Origin of the sequence: Polynucleobacter sp. IMCC30063, assembly GCF_021395235.1 — a bacterium.
Lineage (GTDB): Bacteria > Pseudomonadota > Gammaproteobacteria > Burkholderiales > Burkholderiaceae > Polynucleobacter.
In genome coordinates, this window is sequence record NZ_JAJVCQ010000001.1 from 695,595 (window position 1) to 717,121 (window position 21,527).

The window sequence follows — 21,527 nt, forward strand, 5'->3', positions numbered from 1 at the left end:
CTAAGGTAAGCGCTAAGGTAAGCACTGAGTTAAGCATTTAGGAAAATGAAAAAACAAATTGACCTAAGTGCTTGAAAGGCTTTATTTTTTTAGCAAAAAGCAGGACGCAAATCGACAAAAAATAGGCCATTTTTAAACTTCTTAGCGCAAGTTGTGGCGCTGTAGGGCGCTAATGGGTACTTTAATTTAATTGTTGAAGGTAAGTCAGAAAAAATCAGGACGCGCTCATTTTTAAAAAAGCGTTCGCGCGATTAGTCGATCGTCAAATCAGCATACTGACAGGTGCGCACAATTACGCCTTTTTCGAGCTCGATAATTTGTGTGCAATTACGCAAAGTCGTGAGGCGATGGGCAATGGTGATGATGGTAAGTTTGGCATCTAAATTGGCAATCGTTTGGATTAAGGTTTCTTCAGTGTCATTATCAAGGGCGGAAGTCGCTTCATCAAAAATAATCACATCTGCCTTTTTATAAAGCGCCCTAGCAATTCCAATGCGTTGGCGCTGCCCGCCTGAAAGACGCACCCCGCGCTCCCCAACTTCGGTATCTAGTCCGTTTGGCCAGGAATCAATTAAATTTAAAATTTGGGCTTGCGCCGCTGCTTCTCGCACCCTTGCTAAATTGATGCTTTGCAAAGGCACGCCAAAAGCGATGTTCTCAGCTATCGATGAATCTGAAAGATAAATAGCTTGGGGCACATGGGCGATATGGAGCTGCCAAGCGCGGCGATTTGAGTCGTCAATATTTTTTCCATCGATGATGAGTTGCCCTGTGGTCGGTGGCAAAAGCCCCATGATGATATCGAGCAAAGTGCTTTTTCCACAACCCGTAGCACCAATCACACCTAGACGAGATCCCTTGGCAATACTTAGATTTAGCCCTTGAAAAATTGGCGCTAGGGTAGGGCTATAGGCAAATCCAAGATTGGATAAGACGATGCTATGCTGAAAGCCGATAGGTTTAGGCGTAGCAAGTTGGAGGTGCTTTGGGAGCGGTTGATCCATGAGTTCTAAGGATCCCACTAGTGCGCCTTGGCTACCTTTAATTGAGGCCCATGAAGCATAAGCTTGTTGCAGTATGGGAACCAAACGCTGCGCTCCTAAAGCTAAGGCTCCCAAAATGGGAATGGCGCGAGCTACACTTGTGCCTTCATTGGTAATAAAGTAGGCAAGCGCTGCTATAAAGAGCATGCCGATTGCCTCCACTGCAAAGCGCGGCGCCATAATCATGAATGAGTTGCTACCTTGGGAGCGGCGCAGGATTCGATCAGCCCTTTGGTAAGCTTTGCAGTACTCTTCTTGTGAACCATCAATCAAAATATCGCGAATACCACCTAAACCTTCTTGCAATGTTTTAATGACGCGCTGTGATTCACTTGAAATATGTGCACTATTTTCTTTTAATTGTTTTTTTGTTGCCAACAGAACGACGACATAGATTAAGCCAAAACCCACAAAGGCGAGAATCGAAGTTTGTGGGTCAACCCAAATGAGGGCGCCTAAAATGAGGACGAGCATTACTAGTGAGCTCACTAGTGTGATGGCTGACATCAGGCCATCAAAAATAATGCTATTGGTTTTAATCAAGATACCATCAATGACAACACTACTATTTCTAGAAATATGGACAGCGTAATCTTGGTAAAGGGTGCGCTCGTAAATCCCGTAACTTAGATCTGCCCCGGCAGCAAAAGAAACGCGAGTACTAGTCCACAACAGAAGTAGGCGCATCCCGCCAGCAAAAATAGCCGCTAAGCCAAAGAGAATGGTCAGAGGCAAAATAAGTTGAGCGCTATTTGTGATGCCCAGGATTTGAATCAAGGGTTGCAAAATGGGTAGGCCAAAAACGCGATTCGGGTCGGTGAGTACCGCCAAAAAAGGCAAGACTGAGCCAATACTCAAAATCTCCGCAAAGGAAGCCAAAATCATCAGCACAATCAAGAGTTCAATTTGATGTTGGCGCCGCTTACTGAGGTGATGCCAGAGTCGCCCTAATAGCTGAAAAATACCTTGGGGTTGCAGTTCTTTGCTATTGGGGTTATCGGCTGGTACGGTCATGGCACTATTTTAAAGGCTAAACTAGGATCTCTTTATTTCTTAGGGTAGTGACCTAACTACACGTGAGCGCCCCGATTCAATGTCCCATTTTTTTGCGCCCTTGATTAAACGTCGCTTTGGGGTTCTTGCCGCATTGGCATGGGGCCTACTGGCATTTATCCTCACTGTTGGCCCGATTGCTTTAAATCCAGCCAGAGTCGAATGGCTCTCGCTTGGCGACCCTTTACAGCATTACGCGGGGTGGGTTTTTTACCGGGAAGGCCCCTGGACTTTTCCGCTTGGCCTAAATCCCAATTACGGGATGACCAGTCATTCCTCAATTGTATTTACCGATTCCCTTCCGCTTTTAGCGATCTTTTTTAAGTTATTTTCAGCGGTATTGCCACAGCCATTTCAGTATTTTGGCTTGTGGACATTGGCGTGCTTTATTTTGCAAGCGTATTTTGCCTGGAAGTTATTGCGACTGGTAACGACTTCCTACTGGCTTTTATTTATGGGGCTGGGATTTTTTGTCTTCTCGCCCATTTTGTTATGGCGCATGGGCATAAATTCTTCGCTAGCAGGTCAATTTTTAATTCTTGCTGCGCTTTATTTTAATTTTCGTCAGGAGCCGATTTCCAGTTTGCGATTTTTTGGCAATTGGCTTTGCCTTTTACTCGTTGCTGCTTTAGTGCATTTTTATTTACTAACGATGGTCGCTTTTTTATGGCTGGCCAATTCTTGCAATGTCAATCATCTACAAGGCAATAAAAATGATGGCTATAGGATCTTTTTTAAAACCACCTTGCTACAAATTGGCCTCATTGGGATCTGTGTTTTCCTAGTCTGTTGGCAGGCAGGATATTTTGTCATGGGCTCAGCTGTCAGTGGCGGTAATTATGGGATAGGTAGCGCTAATCTTTTAGGTTTTTTTGATGCAAAAGGCTGGTCTTGGATCCTACCCTCTATTGGCGATATGAAAACAGGCAAAGAGCTTTACTTGGATTGGGGGCGCAATTTTGAAGGTTTTAATTATTTGGGTCTTGGGTCTTGCCTCTTATTTTTGATAGCGCTACCGCTGGGCTTTAGGGATCGCATACACATACAAAATCAAGTCAGGCAGTATTGGCCTTTACTCATCGCTATTTTTGTCATGGCGTTAATTGCGCTTTCAAACGAAGTACGCTTTGGGCCTTGGCTGAGTTTGACGATTCCCATGCCCGATCGATTTAAGCTTTTTCTAGGACTGTGGCGCTCCTCAGCTCGGCTAATGTGGCCGCTGTACTACCTTATGCTCTTTGCTTCTATCACCCTCATTATCCAGCGGTGTGCGCACAAAAAAGCCCTTGCCATTTTCGCCTTCGCACTTACCTTGCAAATTGGGGATACGAGTGTGGGTTGGTACCCAAAGCGCCATGATTTTTATATGCGCGAGTCAAATTACATTACAAGTCAAGATACAGGAACTTACAATGCCAACTTTTGGGGCCTGGCCGCAAAGCACTATGAGAATTTAATTAAAATTGTGCCCCCCGTTCCCCAAGATTGGAGTTGGGCTAAGACAGTTCGCATTGCGATGCTAGGGCATTTCAAGACTAATGACGTTTATTTTGCGCGCATGGATGAGCTTGCTACGGAGCAGCAAAACCAACGCTGGCTAAATGACATTAGCAATGGACAGTTTGCACCTAAATCAATTTATATCGTCAATGAGGATCGGCTCGGTCTATTTCAATTGCAAATGAATCCCAAAACAGATCTTTTAGCAAAAGTAGATCAAATGATTATCTTTGTGCCAAATTGGTATTCATGCCAAGCTTGCGCAGCTGTAGAGTTAAGTGAGGTATTGCCAAGCCAACCGCCGGCGATATTACTGGGGCAGCACGTTCTGCTTGGTAATAGCCCTAGTGCAGCTAGCGCCTTACTATGGGGTTGGGGTAAGCCAGAGTCTTGGGGTGCTTGGTCGATTGGTAATGAAGCCATGCTCGATCTACCGTTGCCACTCAATCGGCTCACTACCAAGCCATTGCTATTGGAATTAGAATTTCAGGCACTGGTTGGCAAAACGCATCCCTTGCAAAAGGTGGCTATTTCCGTTAACAACGGTCCAGAAAAAATCGTTGAACTCACAGATCGAGGTAGTAACAAGGTTCAGCTGACACTAGATAATCTAGCGACGCCTGATTTACTGGCGGCAAAAGATGTGAAGATCCATTTGCGGTTTTTTAATGCCATTAGCCCCAAAGAAATTGGTCTTAACCCGATTGACAGTAGGCGACTTGCCCTAGGCTTTATGGGCTTTACCTTTAGTCAGCCCTAGGTAGTGGCAACAGCTCTTTCTTAAAAAAGAAGGGCTATTTTAAGAATTCAATCGATTGCAGGCCAATACCCAATAGCCGGTCATCTTTTCCCATGCCTAGGTCGATAGGCCTAATTGGGTTAGGTATCTGCAAGCTGATCTCTAACTGATCAGAGGCCTGTAAGGCTGCGTTTAAGGGGATAAGGATGGTGTTACCCTCTGCTTGATCCAATTGAGCGCTAATAAGCGGGTTTCCATTGATGCTGATAGCGACAGTTTGGGCAACTCCAGGGCGAATCATCGCCCTAGCAGTGATTTTTAGGGTATTGGCCCCTATCGGTGCCTTAGGCAGAATAAGGCGCGCTGCAAAGCCATTTGACCAAGTTCCCCAAGCCTCAGGGCTTGCCCAGCCTCCGCCGCGCTGCAGCAATGCAACACCGCTTTGGGATTGCCCAAATAAAACCGGTACGTTGAGCTTTAAGGGGTTTTGATTGAGGGCGGCGGACTCTTGAGCGCGTTTGTAACTTGTAGAGATGATTTCATCATTGACCTTAATATCATGATAGGTCTTAAAGTCAGCATTGGTAGCAACGAAGACCTCATCTTTATAGCGGTAATTGGTAATGAGGTAGTCTGCCTGATCGAGCTCGTTGACCATTTCTAGCCGAGCGCGCTCCAGTGGTTTGAGCATGTAAAAAGCTAGACCAATATTGGTGAAGCTAGCGGGGCGAATCGTAATTTTGGGGCGAGAATCATGAGCAAGAATATATTCAAGCTGGGCTTGATTACTCATGCCCCAATAGTCCACCTCCCAATTTTCTTTCCAATTCGTGCCCGCCAACATATTAAAGTAAACATTTTGAAATGGATGGGCTCGGATCATCCAGATGGCAGTATTAATGAGGCTAATACTAAGTAGGGCAGCGGCAAACCATTGCAACCTAGGTTTTTGTTTTAGCGCTTCCCAAACGATAGTACAGCCTCTAATAGCTACCAATAGGAAGGCGGGATAAATAAAATAGAGATGACGCCAGCTATCGTAAAGAATTGACTGCAAGAATATTACTGCGGCAATTGGTCCAAGCACTAAGCTTAGAAAAAAAATATCTTGCATTTCTTCAGGGTTACGCCATAGTTGCAAACCATTGCCAATGAACTTAACGGCAATACCAATTCCACCAATGAGAAACAAAATGCTATAGGCTATTGGAGTAGTGATAGCCATCCAAACCGGTACGTAGTGCCAAGGTAATTGAGTTGAGCGCAATAAAGACCCTTGATACAGACCAAAAATATCCATTCGCACAAAACGGGAAAAAAAGGATAAGGCTTCAATAAATCGACTCAAAGGTGCCGCCCACAGCCATGGCCAGAATGCCACCATAGTTAAGGCGGCAACAAGAATAAAGACCAGGAATATCAGCCCCCAGCGCAGTAAAGCAATATGCCGAGGGGATTTTTTTACGGCATCAATGAGCCCAAATACAGCAATCATCATGGGCAAAATAATCGCCATCGTACGAATATCCATCGCTAAGCCAATGGCTAGACCTGCCCATAATGCCGAGAGCAATGTTTTTTTCTGCAAAAACTGTAATGAAGCTTGAATGCCTATTGTAAAAAAGGCCATGAAGACAAGATCTTTAGAGTTATAAAAAGATTCAGCAAATAGGCGCGGACTAAGTACTAAAAATAGAGCTGCAAGTAAGCCAAATTGCCAACTGCTAAATCGCCGGGCAGCTATTTGATAAAGTGAAAAAACCCCAGCAACAAAAACCAAAAAATTGAGGAGGTGCCTAAAAAAATAAATTTGACGTTCACTATTGATTTGCAAAAGTCGCTCAAGTAAGACAGAAAACTCAGCAAAAAGAGGGCCATAGGTCTTATCGTGGTATTGATCTAAATTGGGCCAAAAGCGAAAACTATTTAGGATGGGGTCAGCATGAAAACGCGCGATATTAAAAAGATCAGTTAAGTAATTTAGGGTAATAACGCCAAGCCGCCGTTCAATTTCCTCATCTGCAGAGATACTAAAGTTTTTAAAAATAAAGAAACCACAAAGTAAAAGCGTTAAAAAAAATACATTAACGATAATTACTTTGGATTTTGGAAGGCTGAGCTTAAGCAAGATAGGTCTAATTGAGGGAATATTTAGCCATAGAGAGTAATGACATTATAGAAATGGATTTGCTTACTTGTTAAATGTTGCTGAAATGAGGCCGATTGAGAGTAAGCGAGTGTCTGTGCCAAGCCCCAATTGGGCTGGGCTAACGGGATCGGTCGGTTTTACTTCAAGGGTCAAAGGTGCCCTTGATTCCCAAAGGGAGGGGACGGGAATATTCGCAATAACTTCTGGGGATTTACTGACAGTAAATGATTTCCATGGGCGCCCATTAATCCAAATTGTGAAACTTTGGCTTGGGCGAGTATCCGTTAGCATGGGCTGAACTACCAGGTCTAAAGTGTGTGCAGCCGGGAAACGGGGGATGGGTAAATGCAATGTAGATTTGTAGCCAATAGCCCAACTACCCCATTGCTCGGGATGAGCCCAACCGCTTCTATCGGAATAGCCAACCTCTTCAAGATAGGGTAAGCCATTGCCCTGCTTTGCAAAGGAGATGGTTTGCCCAAGTTTTAGAGGGCTTTCAAGTATTAACCAACCAATGAAAGTGATGGCGGACAACAAGCTAATTCCGGCAATTAAATTACGCTGCCATGACCAACTGATTAAGAGGTGATTGGCACTTGAAACCAAACGCGCACTTGGTTCTTGTAGCCCATATATACAAAAACCTAGAATTGTCACATTAATTGGCATCAAAGTACGCTCACTACTAACGGTAAGATGCCAAATTAAATCTGAGGGCGTGGATAAATAAACAAAAAATAAAATACAGAAGTAGCTTGTAACAAAAATTACTGGAAAAATGAATTGTCTCCAAAGCCGAAATTGAATCAAAAGGGTTAATCCCAAGAGAGATAAATATAAGCTAGTATGGCTGAGAAAATCAGTAAAAATAATACTGAGATTATGGGAATCGTGTAGTCGATTCAGGAGTTGGTTTTTTAAGTCACTTTCCAGTAGATCGCTAGTTAGATTCGCTTTAATTAACGGCATTTTCCAAGTTAAAAGATAAAAAATAAAGGCACACGCCAAAGCAAGAAAATATATTTTTCTTGGAAAATTTTTATCCAGAAAAATTACGGAAAAACTGATGCAAATTACGGCGATCATGCCTTCATTTTTTATCAGTAAACAGACGCTTAATAGTAAAGTGAGTAATAGTCCTAAGCTAATTGGGCGCTCTTTTATCCAAGAGCGCGTTTCTACATTACAGAATAGAAGTAATAACAGGATAATTGCACAGCAATATAGAGAAACGATAGCATCCATATAGCCATTAAATAGATATTCACCACATACGTGAATGACAGCAATCAGAAAAAGCACGATAACCGTGGCATTGACATAAGCCAAAGTACAAACACAGAGGGCTGCTAATATAAAAAAGACCGAGGATGATTTGGGAAATACTTCATTCCAATATCCAATCGCTTGGGCAAAGCAAGCAGCAAGTGCTGGGACGATAACGGGATAATCATTATGGCCATTGGAGTAATTATCTAGCTGAGCATAGAGATTATTTTCATAAAAAATTCGTTTGGCATGAAATAACCATGTGAGCCTAGCGTCCCACCCAATGGTTCCAGTGCTTAAGCTAATTGCTAAACCAATTAAGAAAAAAACAAGCAAAGGCCAGGTGAATTGAATTTTTTTAATTAACCAAATACTTGAGAGAATGAGCAAGAGCACGAGGCTAATTGCAAGGAATCTTGAAAGGGCTGGCGGTAGGGAGAGAAGCCAAAATAAGTAAATTCCAATTAAGGTGCAGTGAAGCGTAAGGGCAACATTTACCAATAGATTGTGCGGATTTTTATCCCAAAGATGTAATTGGGTGTCTGACAATTGTCTAACGACAGTCATATAAAACTATATTTTGCTGCTGAGCCAGAAGATGGCAGCCCAGTGGAACAAGTTCATTTTTGGTTGCAAATAGAGAAGAACTATCTTGAGAAAGCCTAATAGGATATAAAAATTCAGCAGCACGCAGACCAAGATAGCCCATTTCATCGAGGGGCTTAGAGACGGCAAAGCTATGTAAATCGTTTGCCTTCGCTAATTTATTCATAGTGATTAATTCAGGAGTTAGCGATTGTTGAATGCCTGCCTCAACTTTAAAAGGGTAGGTATCGATGACAATGTCTTTAAAGGTAAAAAATGTGAAATTGAGTAAAACGAGTATCGCCCAAAAATAAATGCAATAGCGCAATAAGGAGGATAAAGGTGCGGATGCAGAGTTCATCGCAACAAAAGTTTATTTTTTATGTTTAAATTGATCTAGCATATAACTTAGTCGCATTTTAGTGACAAAGAGAAAGCTTTTAAAAATAGTCGATATCGGCATTTTTGAATTACCATATTCACGATCCATGAATTGAATTGGTACTTCAATAATTTTCTTGCTATGAACTGATGCCTTAAATTTTAGGCCAATTAAAAATCCATAACCATCTTGCTCGATCGATTGCATATCGAGTCGTTTGAGAAGTTCGATTGAATACAGATTGAAGCCGCCAGTGTAATCAGTAATTCTTTTCCCTAACATCAGTTGTGAATAAAAATTTCCGCCACGACTAGCAATTTTACGGTGTAGACCCCAATTAGGTGCAGATCCGCCCGGAATATAACGAGAGCCAACGATAAAATCCGCTCCTTGCTTGATTGCGTCGATAAACTGGGGCAAATATTTTGGGCTATGCGAAAGATCGGCATCCATCTGCATGACAAAATCTTGTGGCTGATTTAAGCTCAGGATCGTTTTAAAACCATTGATATAGGCTTTTCCTAAACCTTCTTTTTTAGCCCGATTAATCACTTGAATTTGAAAACGATCAGTTTTAAGCTGCTGATTAAGCTCAAGGGCAACTTGGGCGGTACCATCTGGGGAGGAATCATCGATGACAAAGATGTCAAATTGCACCTGGGGAATGGTTGCAATAGTAGATGCGAGTGATTTAAGTAATAACTCAATATTAATCGCTTCGTTATAAGTGGGGATAAGCAGGGCTATTCGCATATTCCAATTGTAAAGGAACGCTCAATTTTATTAATGAAAAACTGCAGATTCAAGGCCAATAGCTAAGCGCCGAGTATCATCGCCCCCACCAAAATCTGCCGGCTTTACAGGATTCTGAAAATGAAACTCAATGTCTAATGATCCTTTCAATAGATCATTTACTGAAATTGGTATATCGATTTTATTTTGATCGGGACGCACAAGAAAAATCGACTTTATTTGTTGATTATTTACCCTAATATTAATGATTTGATTTGGATTTTTTTGATTAGTAAAAGCCCTTAATTTCAAAGAAAGAATGCGAGGATTTTTTTTAGGTGGCAGCGCTATAAAAAGTTTCGCGGTTTCGCCATCTGACCAAATACCCCAGTCCTCAGGATAGGACCATCCTTGGCTAACTTCAAGAAGATATTTTTTAGCGCTATTCTTAGAAAAATAAAATTCTTCACCTAAAGTTGGAAAAATTGTATTCAAATTAAGCCATTTATCAGTGCTGATCTTTTGGCAATCTTTACATTGATACCAATTGGGGGCCAAAACATTAACACCATCAATTTTAGCTAATAAGTCCCGCTCTGAATTAAGCGTAAGTAGTGCAGGGATTACCTTTTCGTCTTCTAAAATATATAAAGTGTTTGGATCATACTCACCTTTTTGTAGGCGGTGACTAAAGTTTTGACTGCCCTTCGTAATCATCTCTTCATTTACTCGGGCAAGATACGCTGAATTAGTTGCCAAATGATAAGTAGCTGCATAGCTGGCAAATGTCATCCAGCCTAAGTAGTAACGGTGAATCAACTGAGTAGGCCATAACGTACGCTCAACATTTTGATAATGCTTGGCTGCAGTTTCCCAAAAGGGATTTTGTAGGGGGCTGGGAAATTGACTTATTGCCGACTGCATAAGAAATTTTCTCTGGCTAAGCCAACCTGCACTGGTATCACCCAATTGAAGAAAAAAACAAATAGTCAAAATTAGAAATGCGCTTTTTTTAGAATAAAACCGAATAATGAGATATAGGGAAAATAAAATTAATAGATAAAAGACTGGCCAAAAAAAACGACCGCAGGCTCTTAAAATACTAGCTAAAGCCAATAAAGAGTTTGGCAGTGGAATTGTTATATGCCAAGTGCCGATGAAAATTTGATTCGATATGGCAAAGCACAAAAAGAATAAGGTACAAAAAAATAAGGGCCAATATTGAGACATTAGGGTAATAATCTGTCGCCAATTTTTTAATAAAATGGGCACTGTAAAACCGAGCATTAATATATTTCCGCTACCTAAAAAATTAAAATTTTCGTAAATATTTTCAATCGATTTAATATCTGGAAAAATATATGACCAGCGCAGGGGGTTAAATGGAGTTAATAAGTTTAATCTTCCGATACCGTAAGTATTGCTGGTAGTAATGCCATTATTTCCTAGAACAAAATACCCCGCCTGCCACATTACAACTACTAACATCATCATCGTAGCGATACTAGAAATAATATATTTTTGATAGTCGGACTTTGGAGTTTTGATGACAAGAGAGATTTGCTCACAAAACCAGAAAGCTAAAATCATGATTAATAAGTAAAAATGAACTAATGCCGTAATGCAAATTAGCAATACCCATTGCCAATTATTCGAATTAGCTCCACGAGGCTTAAGCAATAAATATAAAGCAACTAAAATCAGGAAGTGACTGCTTAGAGCCACCTGAAAGCCTAGGTGATACCACATTGGCGGTGAGCAAACAAGTATTGCCATGCCCAAGGCTTGGAGCCACCTATTGTTACAAATTAAGCCCATTAATAGCCATGCGAACCATGCTTGTAAGATAAAGCAAATCAGCAGCCAAATACCAAAGTATTGGAATGTTTCAGGCAGCCAAGAAGAAAAAGGTTTAAAAAGTAGCGCCAATAATGGAATTGAATCGGAATAAACGATAGAAGAGCTTATTGCCAAACCAAAATTAGGGTTTAATCCCAGCGGAAAAGTCCAAGGCCCATTTCGAAAAAAGACCCACCCAAGATAGTGTTGCGTGGGATCAAAACCTCCCGATAACCAAGCAATATTGGAGGGATTAAGCGCCAGAGGTCCCACAATTAGAAAAAAACCAGCAATTCCAAAAATTATCGGAATAAAATTCACAAATTTGCCCTTAGACTTTCCGCTGAAAGAATTTCTGCAATGCCAATTTCTAATGACTTAGTTTTGACCTCACGCTTTAAGCTGGGATAATCTGACTTATATACCAAGTTATTTTGGTATGCATGCCCCCAAAAATTAGCGCTAGTAACAATTAGTGGCTTACAGTTCGAAATTGCTTTAAATATTGTAAGAATGCGCGCTATTGAAGTGGATGTTTCTGAGGCAATAATTTTAATTTGAATTATCGATGATAATTCTACGCAAGCCACATCTTTTATAATTATTTTTGCAGCATCATCAGCACTTATGAAGTCACGCATGGTATCTAATGGTACGTAGATATGAATTAATTGTTTTCGATAAATACTGCGGGATAGAGTGGACAGGAGCCCATGTTCCACATGATTTTCTTGCTTAACACCATATAGAGTTGATAGTCTGTAGATGAGAACAGTAGCGCCTTTTCCGTCCCTCGCCAAACTTGTAATTATTGATTCTTGTTTTAATTTACCCCTTCCATAAGCATTCACGCAGGCTGTAGAACTTCTCTCCGATATAGGATAATCTTTAGAGCCACCATAGATGGCGCCTGCAGAACTTGAAAAAACAAAAACCCCATTCTTCAGGATGCGGTCAGATTCGCATTGGAGATAATTTACAAAATAACTAAGGATTTTTATTTCGACATCCATACTAGTCTCAGTGGAATTCATCCTTCCACTACCTGCAGCCCAATAAATAATCCATTTTCTTCCGTTAGCTACTTTGAAAAATTGAGCTACAGATAGTTGAAATTGCTTCTTAAGTAACTCCTCATTCGCCCATGAGAATGAATCGGAGCCATTAAAAATTTCATATTGATAAAGCAATACCTGCTTTAATAGGTTGTTACCTAGCAATCCACCTTTGCCAATAATCCAGCAAACAGGTATTTTACTTTTTGGCTCTAGTCGATTTTCTAGAGGCAACATAAAGAGGTTTACCCATGACTATGCTTGTGGTTAAGGCTAGATACTCAGCTACTATACCCATCGAAACCATCATTAAGCCAGAAAAAAAAGAAATTATGACGACAATGGATGTCCAGCCTGCTACTGCTGTTTCTGAAACATACTTTCCATAAAATGCATAACCTAAAAAACAAAATGACATAAATAGAGAGCCTATTCCAATGATGGTGATTATCCTTAGTGGGCGGGTGCCAGAAGAAAGAATCATTACCCAAAAATGATTTAATAACATTGGGAAAGAGTAACTTGTTTTCCTACTCTCTTTTCTTAAAATAACAGGATAGTGACCAATCCGTTTGGCAATCCAAGTGATGCCAACATCCAAGTAAATACCATGATTGCAATAAGCGGCAAGAAGTCTCGCAATTTCTCCATCTATTAGGCGGTAGCTATTAAACACTCCTCTTTTAGAGACGGTACCTAAAGATAAAGTAGCAATATATTTTGCTACATTACTAAATAGATTTCTTACATATCCATGCGGGGGAGGGTTTTTAGGGTTGGCGTAAACTACTTGCCAATTATCATCAATTGCAAAATCTAGCATTTCACCAATATATTTTGGATTTTGTTGACCATCTTCATCGAGAGTGATAACCCAATCACCTACTGCCGCAGACATTCCAGCTAAAGTTGCTGCATGTTGCCCAAAGTTACGAGTTAACCAAATTGGTTTTACAAAATTATACTTTTTAGCTAAATTCTCAATTATTAAATCAGATTGATCGTCGCTACAATCATGAACCAATATAACTTCGTTGATGCGATATTGAATTTTATTTGGGGTAAAGCAAAGATCAGCAAAGAGAGCAATTTCGTCGACTATTGAAGAAAGACACTTTTCCCCTAAATATACTGGAATAACCACAGAAATTGAAATTGTCATATTTTTAGGCCGATTTAAGCACGAAATGCAAGATGATTTAAAGATTGAATAAAGGTTTAACTCGATATTTCAAATCCTAATCATTTTCTAGGACGGTTTTTGAGTAATAAAAGAGTACTGAGCACCAAAGCACAGTTTACCCATATATTTTTCAAGAAACTTAAACAAGGATAGAAATTTTGGAAAAAATAGCTTGTAGCTAATTTTTGTATTTACAAATCCAATTTTAGTTGCTTGCTTGCAAAGAATTCTTGGAAAGATTAACTTAGCATTGACATCTAAAGGAGATGTTTTTACTGTTAAAACTGTTAAAGGATTGAGCGGGTTATGCTCATAAATTGCTAATATACCACCGGGCTTCAGCACTCGGTATAGCTCTTTAAGCCAATAGGAATGCTCTGATGGTGGGATATGATGAAATACACAGGCACTGAATACGATATCGTAACTATTACTATCAATATTTAGAGAATCATCTATTTTTAAATAAAGTTCGTTTCCTGGAAAACGAGCTTTGGCAAAGTCTATGCTAGCTTGAGAGACTTCAGCGCAGCTGATGCTACTATCGACAAAATATTTCCGAAAATATGGGACTGAATTACCAATTCCGCTTCCAAAATCTAAAATATTATTAAGGGGGGCGTCCATCCCCTGACATTTTTTTGCTAAATCAGCAATTTTATATTCAGCAAAGTATTCGCTTGACTCACCACTTAGGGCAACAGCCTCATCAAGGAGATGAGTATATTCCTTTGCCAGGGAGTCGAATTCAGCGTGCATGATAGGTTATTGATCATTCATAATTCAACTACTAACCCCAAGGTCATCAGATATCTCATAAATAATTTTTACCCCATTATTTATAAATATTTCTTACCAAATAGATTGGCCGTCGCTTAGATTCAAGATAGGTTCTGCCAAGATATTCGCCAAGTACGCCAATGCCGATAAGTTGAAGCCCTCCTAAAAATATAACTGCAACCATGATCGAGGCATAGCCAGGCAAGTCTATGCCCAGTATGACCACACGAATAATGATACGAAAGGCCCAAAAAAAAGAGATTAAAGAAACAATGATCCCAAGGTAGGTCCAAATGCGTAAAGGACTAGTGCTGAAGCTAGTAATTCCCTCAATTGCAAAATTCCAAAGTTTCCAGCCGTTAAATTTAGTCTTGCCCGCAATTCTTTGTGGGCGGGTGTAATTCACATGCGTTGTTTTAAAGCCAACCCAAGCAAATAAGCCTTTCATAAATCGACTTGACTCAGGTAGTTGATTCAATGCTTCTACAACTTTACGATCCATTAAGCGAAAATCGCCAACATTTGGAGTTAATGGTGTATCGGAAATTTTATTATTTATACGGTAAAACCAATTTGCCGTAATTCGTTTCATAGTTGAGTCAGAGTCACGGTTCTGTCGATAGCCCAAAACTACTTCATAACCATCGCGCCATTTGGCAATCATTGCAAAAATGACCTCAGGCGGATCTTGTAAATCAACATCAATGGGCACCACAATTTCACCACTAGCGATTTGAATTCCGGCAGTAAGCGCTGCCTCTTTGCCAAAATTACGACTTAAGTCAACAATGACAATACGCGAATCACTTTTTTGGAGGGCGATTAATTTTTCTAATGTGCTATCAGTGCTGCCATCATTAATAAAGATAATTTCAAGTTGAATTTCTGGATGATGAATAAAGGTTTCGTTTACTTGCGCCTGAAAAAAGCCAATCGCCTCCTCTTCGTTAAAGACTGGTACTACCAAAGAAAGTTTGGTGGGATCGTTCATGTGGTGTAATGGTAATAATTCGTATTTATGTAATGCGTCCCATTATAGTTTTAAGTGAACTATTAATTATATTGAGCAGAATAGGCAACTTATACAGTTTTATTCCCTCATGCCGCCCATTTTAACCCGCCTAAAGTTTTTTCCTGATACTTTAGTCCCCATCATGATAGGGATTGGGCTATTTTGCTTAATATTCAGTATTTCAGTGATAAATCCACGCAATATAGGGTGGTTAGATAATAGTGACTTATTGCAGCACTACTTGGGTTGGGCAAACTATCGAGATGCACCCTGGACATGGCCTTTAGGGGCCAATTCTCAGTACGGCCATTTAACAAGCTCCTCAATTGTTTTTACTGACTCTTTGCCTCTATTGGCAATTTTATTAAAACCCTTTTCTTCTTTGTTGCCGGAAAAATTCCAATACTTTGGTATTTGGTACTTAGTCTGTTTTATATTGCAAGCCTATTTTGCTTGGCTGATAAGCAAATTGTTATCAAATCAGTTTTGGCTACGTTTCTGTATCTGTATTTTGTTGGGCTCTGCGCCCGCATTTATTTGGCGAGTTGGTCTTGTGGGCGCACTTGCCAGCCACTTTGTAATTCTAGCTGCTTTTTATTTGACTTTTACTCCCGATAAAAAGGCCCGACCGCTTTATTGGGCGCTCCTTATGGCTCTAACATCTTGGATCCATTTTTACTTACTAACAATTGTAAGTATTTTATGGATTTGTAGTCTATTGAATCAAGCCTATAAAGCTGAGCGATTATCGCAATTGATTAATTTTTCGATTCAATGCTTAACCATTATTTTACTGACACTCTTATTCATGGCAGCAGCTGGTTATTTTATGGCTTTAGGTGTTGGTAGTAAACATTTTGGTATTTGGCGTATGAATCTTTTCGCTTTTATTGATCCAGATTCTTGGAGTTACGTGTTACCTAATTTGAGCGATAGTAGTATTCGATTACAAATTTATGAAATCGAAGGACGCCGTTTTGAGGGGTTTAATTATTTAGGCCTAGGTCTCCTATGCCTTTCCCTATTAGCAATTCCCAGCTGGTTTAAAAACCTTTCACCAATTTGGCTCAACATCAAGCGCTATCGGTTTACGGTAGTAGCTTGTTTACTACTTTTAGTTTTTGCCTTGTCTAATCAAATTGGCATTGGTACATGGCATTATGACTTTGCGATTACTCAGCCCTGGTTCGATTTAGTGAGCATTTGGCGCGGTTCAGCGCGTATGGCTTGGCCTGCATATTACCTATTAATTATCTTCATTTTGTGGGGAGTGACGCATAGTTATCGCCCTAAATTGAAATTCTGGATTTTGAGCTTAACGGTATTGGTTCAGCTAGGGGATTCGAGCGCTGGCTATTTAAAGAGATCTCATCAAATGGCTACTGGCGGGAGCTCGTTAACCCATTTTGAAAGTCCACTTCGCGACCCTTTTTGGCCTATTGCTGGCGCTCATTATGCGCGGGTATTAAAGGCCGACCCGACGCTTTACTATAGTCCTTTAGCTAAGTTTGCCTTAGAACATGGAATGGAGACAAACTCTGCTAGCTTTGCCCGTGAAGATGAAACTAAAAAAGCACTAGAAAGTAAATTCATTAATGAGGCTTTGCGTCTAGGGCCACTTGATCCAATGACCTTATATGTTATTAGCCCAAATAGCCTCATAGCACTTTCAGCAGTCTTTAATCCGCAAAATGATTTATTGGCACTAGTGGATAACTTGATTGTGCTAGCGCCTGGGTGGAAGAATTGCCAAACTTGTGTATTGCCTAAGAATGGCGATGGAAGTAATTTAAAAGAAATTACTATAGTTGAGCCAACTTTGAATACTGGTCAACTAATTTTCTTTAAAGAAAAAGGCGAAGGCATTAATTACTTATCTTACGGATGGCATAGCTCTGAAAGTTGGGGTGTATGGTCAAACGGCAGTGAGGCGCAATTAGTATTTCCAAAGATTCCTCTTGGCGCTAAAACACTACATTTATAATTTCAAGGATTATTTAATGATGAACACCATGAGCAGCGTTTTTCATTGACTATGAATCATCAGCACCCAATAAATATTAAATTACGACCTGACTCACCAATGAATATTGTGCTTAACTTAGCTAGCGCGCAGCCCCCAAAAGAGCCGCTTATTATTAATTGGTATTTTGAGTCACCATCCAAACCTCAGCGGATTTATGGGCCTGATACGGATTTAAGGGCAATTGCGATTGGGTTAATTGCGGCGCGCTTTGACTGAGCAATTAAAGTACAAGGCAGGCGTTATTCATGACTTAGTTTTTTCTTTAGTTCATTAGAAATAATTTGATTTCCATTTCGATTAAAGTGAACATCACCAGCTGTATACAAATGAAAATACCAGTTAGGATTTTTTTGGGCGTAATCTATAAATATTGGGGTTGCATCTATTACTCCATCGCAATGGGTTTCTAGGCATAGATTTTTGGCATAGTTAGACCAATTAAATTTTTGTGCAAATTTAATTTGCGCAGGCCAAGGATAAATAAGTAGATAAACTTTAGAATTATTTTTTTTGGCAAGCTTAACTAACTCAGCAATATTCTGATTGATTTTTTTTAGGCCCCCAGCAACTCCAAGGGGAGCATATCCTACGTAGTGTTTTCTGCCAAACGGTGTATATTCTTCCCCAGGTTTTTGATTTAATACATTCCAATCTTCCCACGTAAATGCCGACCGAGTGGTGATGAAGACGTTTTCTGGTGGATTTATAAATGGCGAATTTGCGACAAGCATAAAAATTCGATATGTCAATCTCATATTGTTCTGCAAAAATTTTTGCATCGATATAAAAAAATTTGTATTTGGATCTTGATAGGCCTTTCCCCAGAATTGCCTTTTAATAGGGTGTGTTAATCCGGTTAGATAGTATGCGGCTTCATCTTGAACATCACTTAGATCTAGACCAATTACTACAATATGCTCTTTTTTTAGTGCTTCAGTTTTTAAAGCTTTTTGATAAGTGTAGAGGTATGCAGTAGGGGAGTAGGATACTACCCCAGCATTAATAATCTTTAATTTTGAATCATTATCAAACAATCCAACAAAACTCTCTTCCCATGGATTCATTCCAAACGTAAAAGAGTCACCTAAAAATATAATCTCTGCTTTTCCAGATTTCGGTTTATTGGGACCCGTTCTAAATCCTAGTTGATCGGTTATTACTTCAAAGGTACTTTTCCCCCATTGCTCTTGAAGTTTTTGGTTTGGGTTTAGCTCATACCAGCCTTGATCTTTGAAAAGCATCAACGAGGTGCCACCAGTTTTGTCAATTGGACGTAGATTTGAATAGGCGTAATCTGCAATAAAAAAAATTATTAAAGCAAAAAATATACTCCCGATAAAAATGCTTATGGCTATTAAGCTCCTTATGAGAAGATTTAAATAACAGGAAGAAGCAGGATAAGAAATTTTGTTCAATTTAAAGTTAAAGATGAAATGCTATGGATTAAAGTGGTATCTATTCTATAGGAGGCATTAGCACAATTTGCATACTTTCTAGCCCGATTCCCAGCCTTCTTCGATCAGAGTAGTTGGGGTCAGTTAATGGAGGCGCAGTTGGTTTTGGTGGCGTAATGGCAATGGTCGAGCTAGGCTGATTTAAGACAAAGGGAATGCGATAGGTCTCAAATGTCGAAGTATTGCTGATGGTGAGGTTTTGGGTGACATCACCGATCCTAATTAAGGTAGGAGCAGCAGCATTTGGACCATAAGCTTTAGCAGATATAACGAGTGTGAAACGGTCTGGTAAGGGCTCTGTAAAAGTAAATATTACTTTTCCTGCACCTCGTTCATCGGTCCAGCGCCCCCAATTTTCATGAAATGAAATGCCAGTAACTTGTTTAATAAAGGCTGGATAACCTGATCTAGTAAAATCAATTCCTTCTTTTAAGCTAGCTGAGTAGCGGGGCGCTAGCGCCCTCTCATGAATAAATTGAATTAAAAAGATGGCTAGTCCAAAGAAATAGATTATTACGCCAATAGTGACGACTATCTTAAAGAGATTCAATTTGGGGAACAATTGGGCATTTTTCATTAAATTTGACGGCAGTCAGAAGGTTTCAGTAATGCAGGTTTTGCCATATTCTAAACGGGTAGACACATACACCGCCGAGGGTATGACAAAATAAGCCTTATTCACTCTAAAATACAAAATGTCTGAATTATCTGATGTAACTGTTGACGGGGCGCAAGAACCTAAAAAAATCCTGACCCTTAAGTGGATTTTTACTTATATTGCTCAAACACGTTATCGACTTTTGAGTTTTGGTATTTGTGGATTGGTTGTAGGGGGGGCTATTTATTATGTTTCGCCACGAATCTATGAGGCTAGTTTGATGATTAAAATGCCATCGTCAAATGGCATTACTGCCCAAGGCATTGTAGAAAAAAATATTATTAAAACTGTGCCAACGGCTTTAGATGTAAAAAAATACCTCTTAAGACCTGAAGACTTTCCCCTGAGTGTTTTGCAGGGGTGTGGCTTAACCGATAGCAATGCAGATAGAAAACGCTTAGTAAATGCGATAGTTGCCAATGAAGTAAATTACGGACTCAGCTTACAGGTTGTGATTCGCTTACCGAGTCGAGAGTTAGTAAATAATTGTGCTCTGTTAATTGCAGAAGAAGTAATTAGTTATAGTAATGTTCAAAAAGATAATTATCTTAGGTATGTTTTTGGCGTTAATCCAACGGTTAGTGGCGAGTATATTGTGAATGAGAATGCTCTGCAAAGTTCGCCCATTCGAGTTAGCGACCAACATGTTAGCCCACGTTTTTGGCATCTTTTGATTGGCTGCTTGCTATTAGGACTACTATTGAATTGTTTTTTAGATTGGTTGCGATTTCAATATGGAAAATTATTTTAGCCACGCTGAATGAATGACTTCGTGAACTATTTCGCTATTTCCTATTTTGTACAGAAGTTTCTTAATAATAGAATATTAGCTACAGTCGTGACGCTGGCATTTAGTGCGGTGATAATAATGGCGTATCAATTAGTGCGACTGCATTTGCGAAATTATCGATTAGTTACTGGCATATTGCTGCTTGCATTTATCTTGTCAGCCTTGACTTTTTATAGCCCTTTGCCAATCACTGTTTTACCTGATGTACTGATTGGCTTATTTGCAATTTGGGCCATTTTTCAAATGCGCCAAATCGTTTCGCCTGCACTTGCTATTCCAGTTCTACTTCTCATTTACTTTCTTTGTTTTTCTCCAGCCCGCCTAGATACAGAGTTCGATAATCGCTATTGGACTTCTGTAAAACCATTTTTTTATTTAATTATTTTTTATTTGATGTCGGGGTTGCGCGTAGACTGGCCAATTAAATCAATTGCATATGGTTTCATAGTTGCTTACCCCCTATTGTTAATAGGGAATATTGGGCTATGGTGGGCTCGTGATGGCTATTTTATGACAAGACCTAATTTTCTTTTTGAGAATAATTTTGAGGTACCTTTGATCTTATATTGCTTTGCTATCATTACTTTTATTTATCGCGATAGGGATATTCGTATTTATTTATTAGTCGCAATCTCTATTTTGCTAACAGGAAGTCGATCGGGTTTAGCTAGTTTTTTAGTTGTTTCTATTTTTTATCTCTTTTCACTTGACCGCAAAAAAATAGTTTGGGTTAGCATTGCAATAAGTTGTGTATTGGGATATTTGGTTTTTATTCGCGGAGTATCATCTTTTAATGTCACAAATATTGATCAAGTAGACCGATTAAAAACATTTTTAGGGCTTTTATCTTTTTATGATTACAGCTTTATTGAGATATTAAAAAATCCTCTTGGAATGGGTGTTTATCAAAAAATTCCATTAGGGATTTGTAATAGGATGGAAGGTTACGCCAATTGGTTTACAGGTAATTACTTTAATTGTGACCCTATTATGTTGCAATCTTTCGTTGCGCGGGCACTTTATCAATTTGGGATCTATGTATTGATATTAATCCCTTGTTTATATTTTTGGGAGTTGCGCAAACGAACGGGGTCATATTTAGCTCTACTCTTGCTGGTGCCGATTTTATGCACATCGTTTTCGGTAGGTGGATTTTCTAATGGACTTTCTTTTGGAGGTCTTTTACTGGCAATCTTGGCTTTTAATCAAACTGCAGGTAGTAAGCAGATAGAGCATGGTTTGCCAGCTTCAAATCAAGTATTGAAAGCGCAATAAGCC

General features: G+C 39.7%; 17 protein-coding genes. 5 read left to right on the plus strand and 12 right to left on the minus strand.

The features are described from left to right. Positions 1-251: 251 nt before the first annotated feature. Positions 252-2,057 carry an ABC transporter ATP-binding protein gene (locus LZG75_RS03575; RefSeq protein WP_233935288.1) on the minus strand — a complete coding sequence of 602 codons (1,806 nt, stop codon included), beginning with the start codon at positions 2,055-2,057 and terminating at the stop codon, positions 252-254. 79 nt (positions 2,058-2,136) lie between these two features. On the opposite strand from LZG75_RS03575, the gene LZG75_RS03580 reads away from it, so the two are divergent. Continuing rightward, the gene (locus LZG75_RS03580) at positions 2,137-4,356 is read left to right on the plus strand and encodes a DUF6311 domain-containing protein (RefSeq protein ID WP_233935291.1); all 2,220 of its coding nucleotides are present in this window, start codon (positions 2,137-2,139) and stop codon (positions 4,354-4,356) included. Between the two features lie 34 nt (positions 4,357-4,390). Here LZG75_RS03580 and LZG75_RS03585 read toward each other — a convergent pair whose 3' ends face one another. The 9 genes from LZG75_RS03585 to LZG75_RS03625 all read right to left on the minus strand — a co-directional run bounded on the left by LZG75_RS03585 (position 4,391) and on the right by LZG75_RS03625 (position 15,300). Then, entirely contained in the window at positions 4,391-6,463 is a 2,073-nt protein-coding gene (locus LZG75_RS03585) for a glycosyltransferase family 39 protein (protein WP_233935293.1), read from the minus strand. Positions 6,464-6,526: 63 nt separating this feature from the next. Continuing rightward, the gene (locus LZG75_RS03590; protein WP_233935295.1) at positions 6,527-8,320 is read right to left on the minus strand and encodes a hypothetical protein; all 1,794 of its coding nucleotides are present in this window, start codon (positions 8,318-8,320) and stop codon (positions 6,527-6,529) included. Then, positions 8,307-8,699, minus strand: a complete 393-nt coding sequence (locus tag LZG75_RS03595) for a hypothetical protein (protein ID WP_233935297.1) — start codon at positions 8,697-8,699, stop codon at positions 8,307-8,309. The genes LZG75_RS03590 and LZG75_RS03595 overlap by 14 nt, the downstream gene beginning before the upstream one ends. Before the next feature lie 12 nt (positions 8,700-8,711). Next, a complete protein-coding gene (locus LZG75_RS03600) occupies positions 8,712-9,473 on the minus strand; it encodes a polyprenol monophosphomannose synthase (RefSeq protein ID WP_233935315.1) in 762 nt (253 codons plus the stop codon). 30 nt (positions 9,474-9,503) lie between these two features. Continuing rightward, the gene (locus LZG75_RS03605) at positions 9,504-11,612 is read right to left on the minus strand and encodes a DUF6311 domain-containing protein (protein WP_233935318.1); all 2,109 of its coding nucleotides are present in this window, start codon (positions 11,610-11,612) and stop codon (positions 9,504-9,506) included. After that, a complete protein-coding gene (locus tag LZG75_RS03610; RefSeq protein ID WP_233935321.1) occupies positions 11,609-12,583 on the minus strand; it encodes an NAD-dependent epimerase/dehydratase family protein in 975 nt (324 codons plus the stop codon). The genes LZG75_RS03605 and LZG75_RS03610 overlap by 4 nt, the downstream gene beginning before the upstream one ends. After that, positions 12,546-13,508 carry a glycosyltransferase gene (locus LZG75_RS03615; protein ID WP_233935323.1) on the minus strand — a complete coding sequence of 321 codons (963 nt, stop codon included), beginning with the start codon at positions 13,506-13,508 and terminating at the stop codon, positions 12,546-12,548. The genes LZG75_RS03610 and LZG75_RS03615 overlap by 38 nt, the downstream gene beginning before the upstream one ends. Before the next feature lie 87 nt (positions 13,509-13,595). After that, positions 13,596-14,288, minus strand: a complete 693-nt coding sequence (locus LZG75_RS03620; RefSeq protein WP_233935327.1) for a class I SAM-dependent methyltransferase — start codon at positions 14,286-14,288, stop codon at positions 13,596-13,598. A gap of 76 nt (positions 14,289-14,364) precedes the next feature. Then, a complete protein-coding gene (locus LZG75_RS03625) occupies positions 14,365-15,300 on the minus strand; it encodes a glycosyltransferase family 2 protein (protein WP_233935329.1) in 936 nt (311 codons plus the stop codon). A 109-nt stretch (positions 15,301-15,409) separates the two neighbouring features. Between LZG75_RS03625 and LZG75_RS03630 the strand changes: the two genes are divergently transcribed. Together LZG75_RS03630 and LZG75_RS03635 are read left to right on the plus strand one after the other, a co-directional pair. Continuing rightward, positions 15,410-17,305, plus strand: coding sequence for a DUF6311 domain-containing protein (locus tag LZG75_RS03630; RefSeq protein WP_255698756.1), 1,896 nt, complete (start codon positions 15,410-15,412; stop codon positions 17,303-17,305). Between the two features lie 51 nt (positions 17,306-17,356). Then, complete coding sequence (locus tag LZG75_RS03635) at positions 17,357-17,563, plus strand: hypothetical protein (protein WP_233935333.1); 207 nt, start codon at positions 17,357-17,359, stop codon at positions 17,561-17,563. A 23-nt stretch (positions 17,564-17,586) separates the two neighbouring features. On the opposite strand, the gene LZG75_RS03640 is transcribed toward LZG75_RS03635, so the two are convergent. Together LZG75_RS03640 and LZG75_RS03645 are read right to left on the minus strand one after the other, a co-directional pair. Further along, a complete protein-coding gene (locus LZG75_RS03640; RefSeq protein WP_233935335.1) occupies positions 17,587-18,762 on the minus strand; it encodes a hypothetical protein in 1,176 nt (391 codons plus the stop codon). A 40-nt stretch (positions 18,763-18,802) separates the two neighbouring features. Further along, on the minus strand, positions 18,803-19,378 hold the full coding sequence (locus LZG75_RS03645; protein ID WP_233935345.1) for a hypothetical protein: 576 nt from the start codon (positions 19,376-19,378) through the stop codon (positions 18,803-18,805). Positions 19,379-19,496: 118 nt separating this feature from the next. On the opposite strand from LZG75_RS03645, the gene LZG75_RS03650 reads away from it, so the two are divergent. Continuing rightward, a complete protein-coding gene (locus tag LZG75_RS03650) occupies positions 19,497-20,210 on the plus strand; it encodes a hypothetical protein (protein ID WP_233935348.1) in 714 nt (237 codons plus the stop codon). Between the two features lie 549 nt (positions 20,211-20,759). Further along, positions 20,760-21,524 carry an O-antigen ligase family protein gene (locus tag LZG75_RS03655; protein WP_233935351.1) on the plus strand — a complete coding sequence of 255 codons (765 nt, stop codon included), beginning with the start codon at positions 20,760-20,762 and terminating at the stop codon, positions 21,522-21,524. The last annotated feature ends 3 nt before the right edge of the window (positions 21,525-21,527 follow it).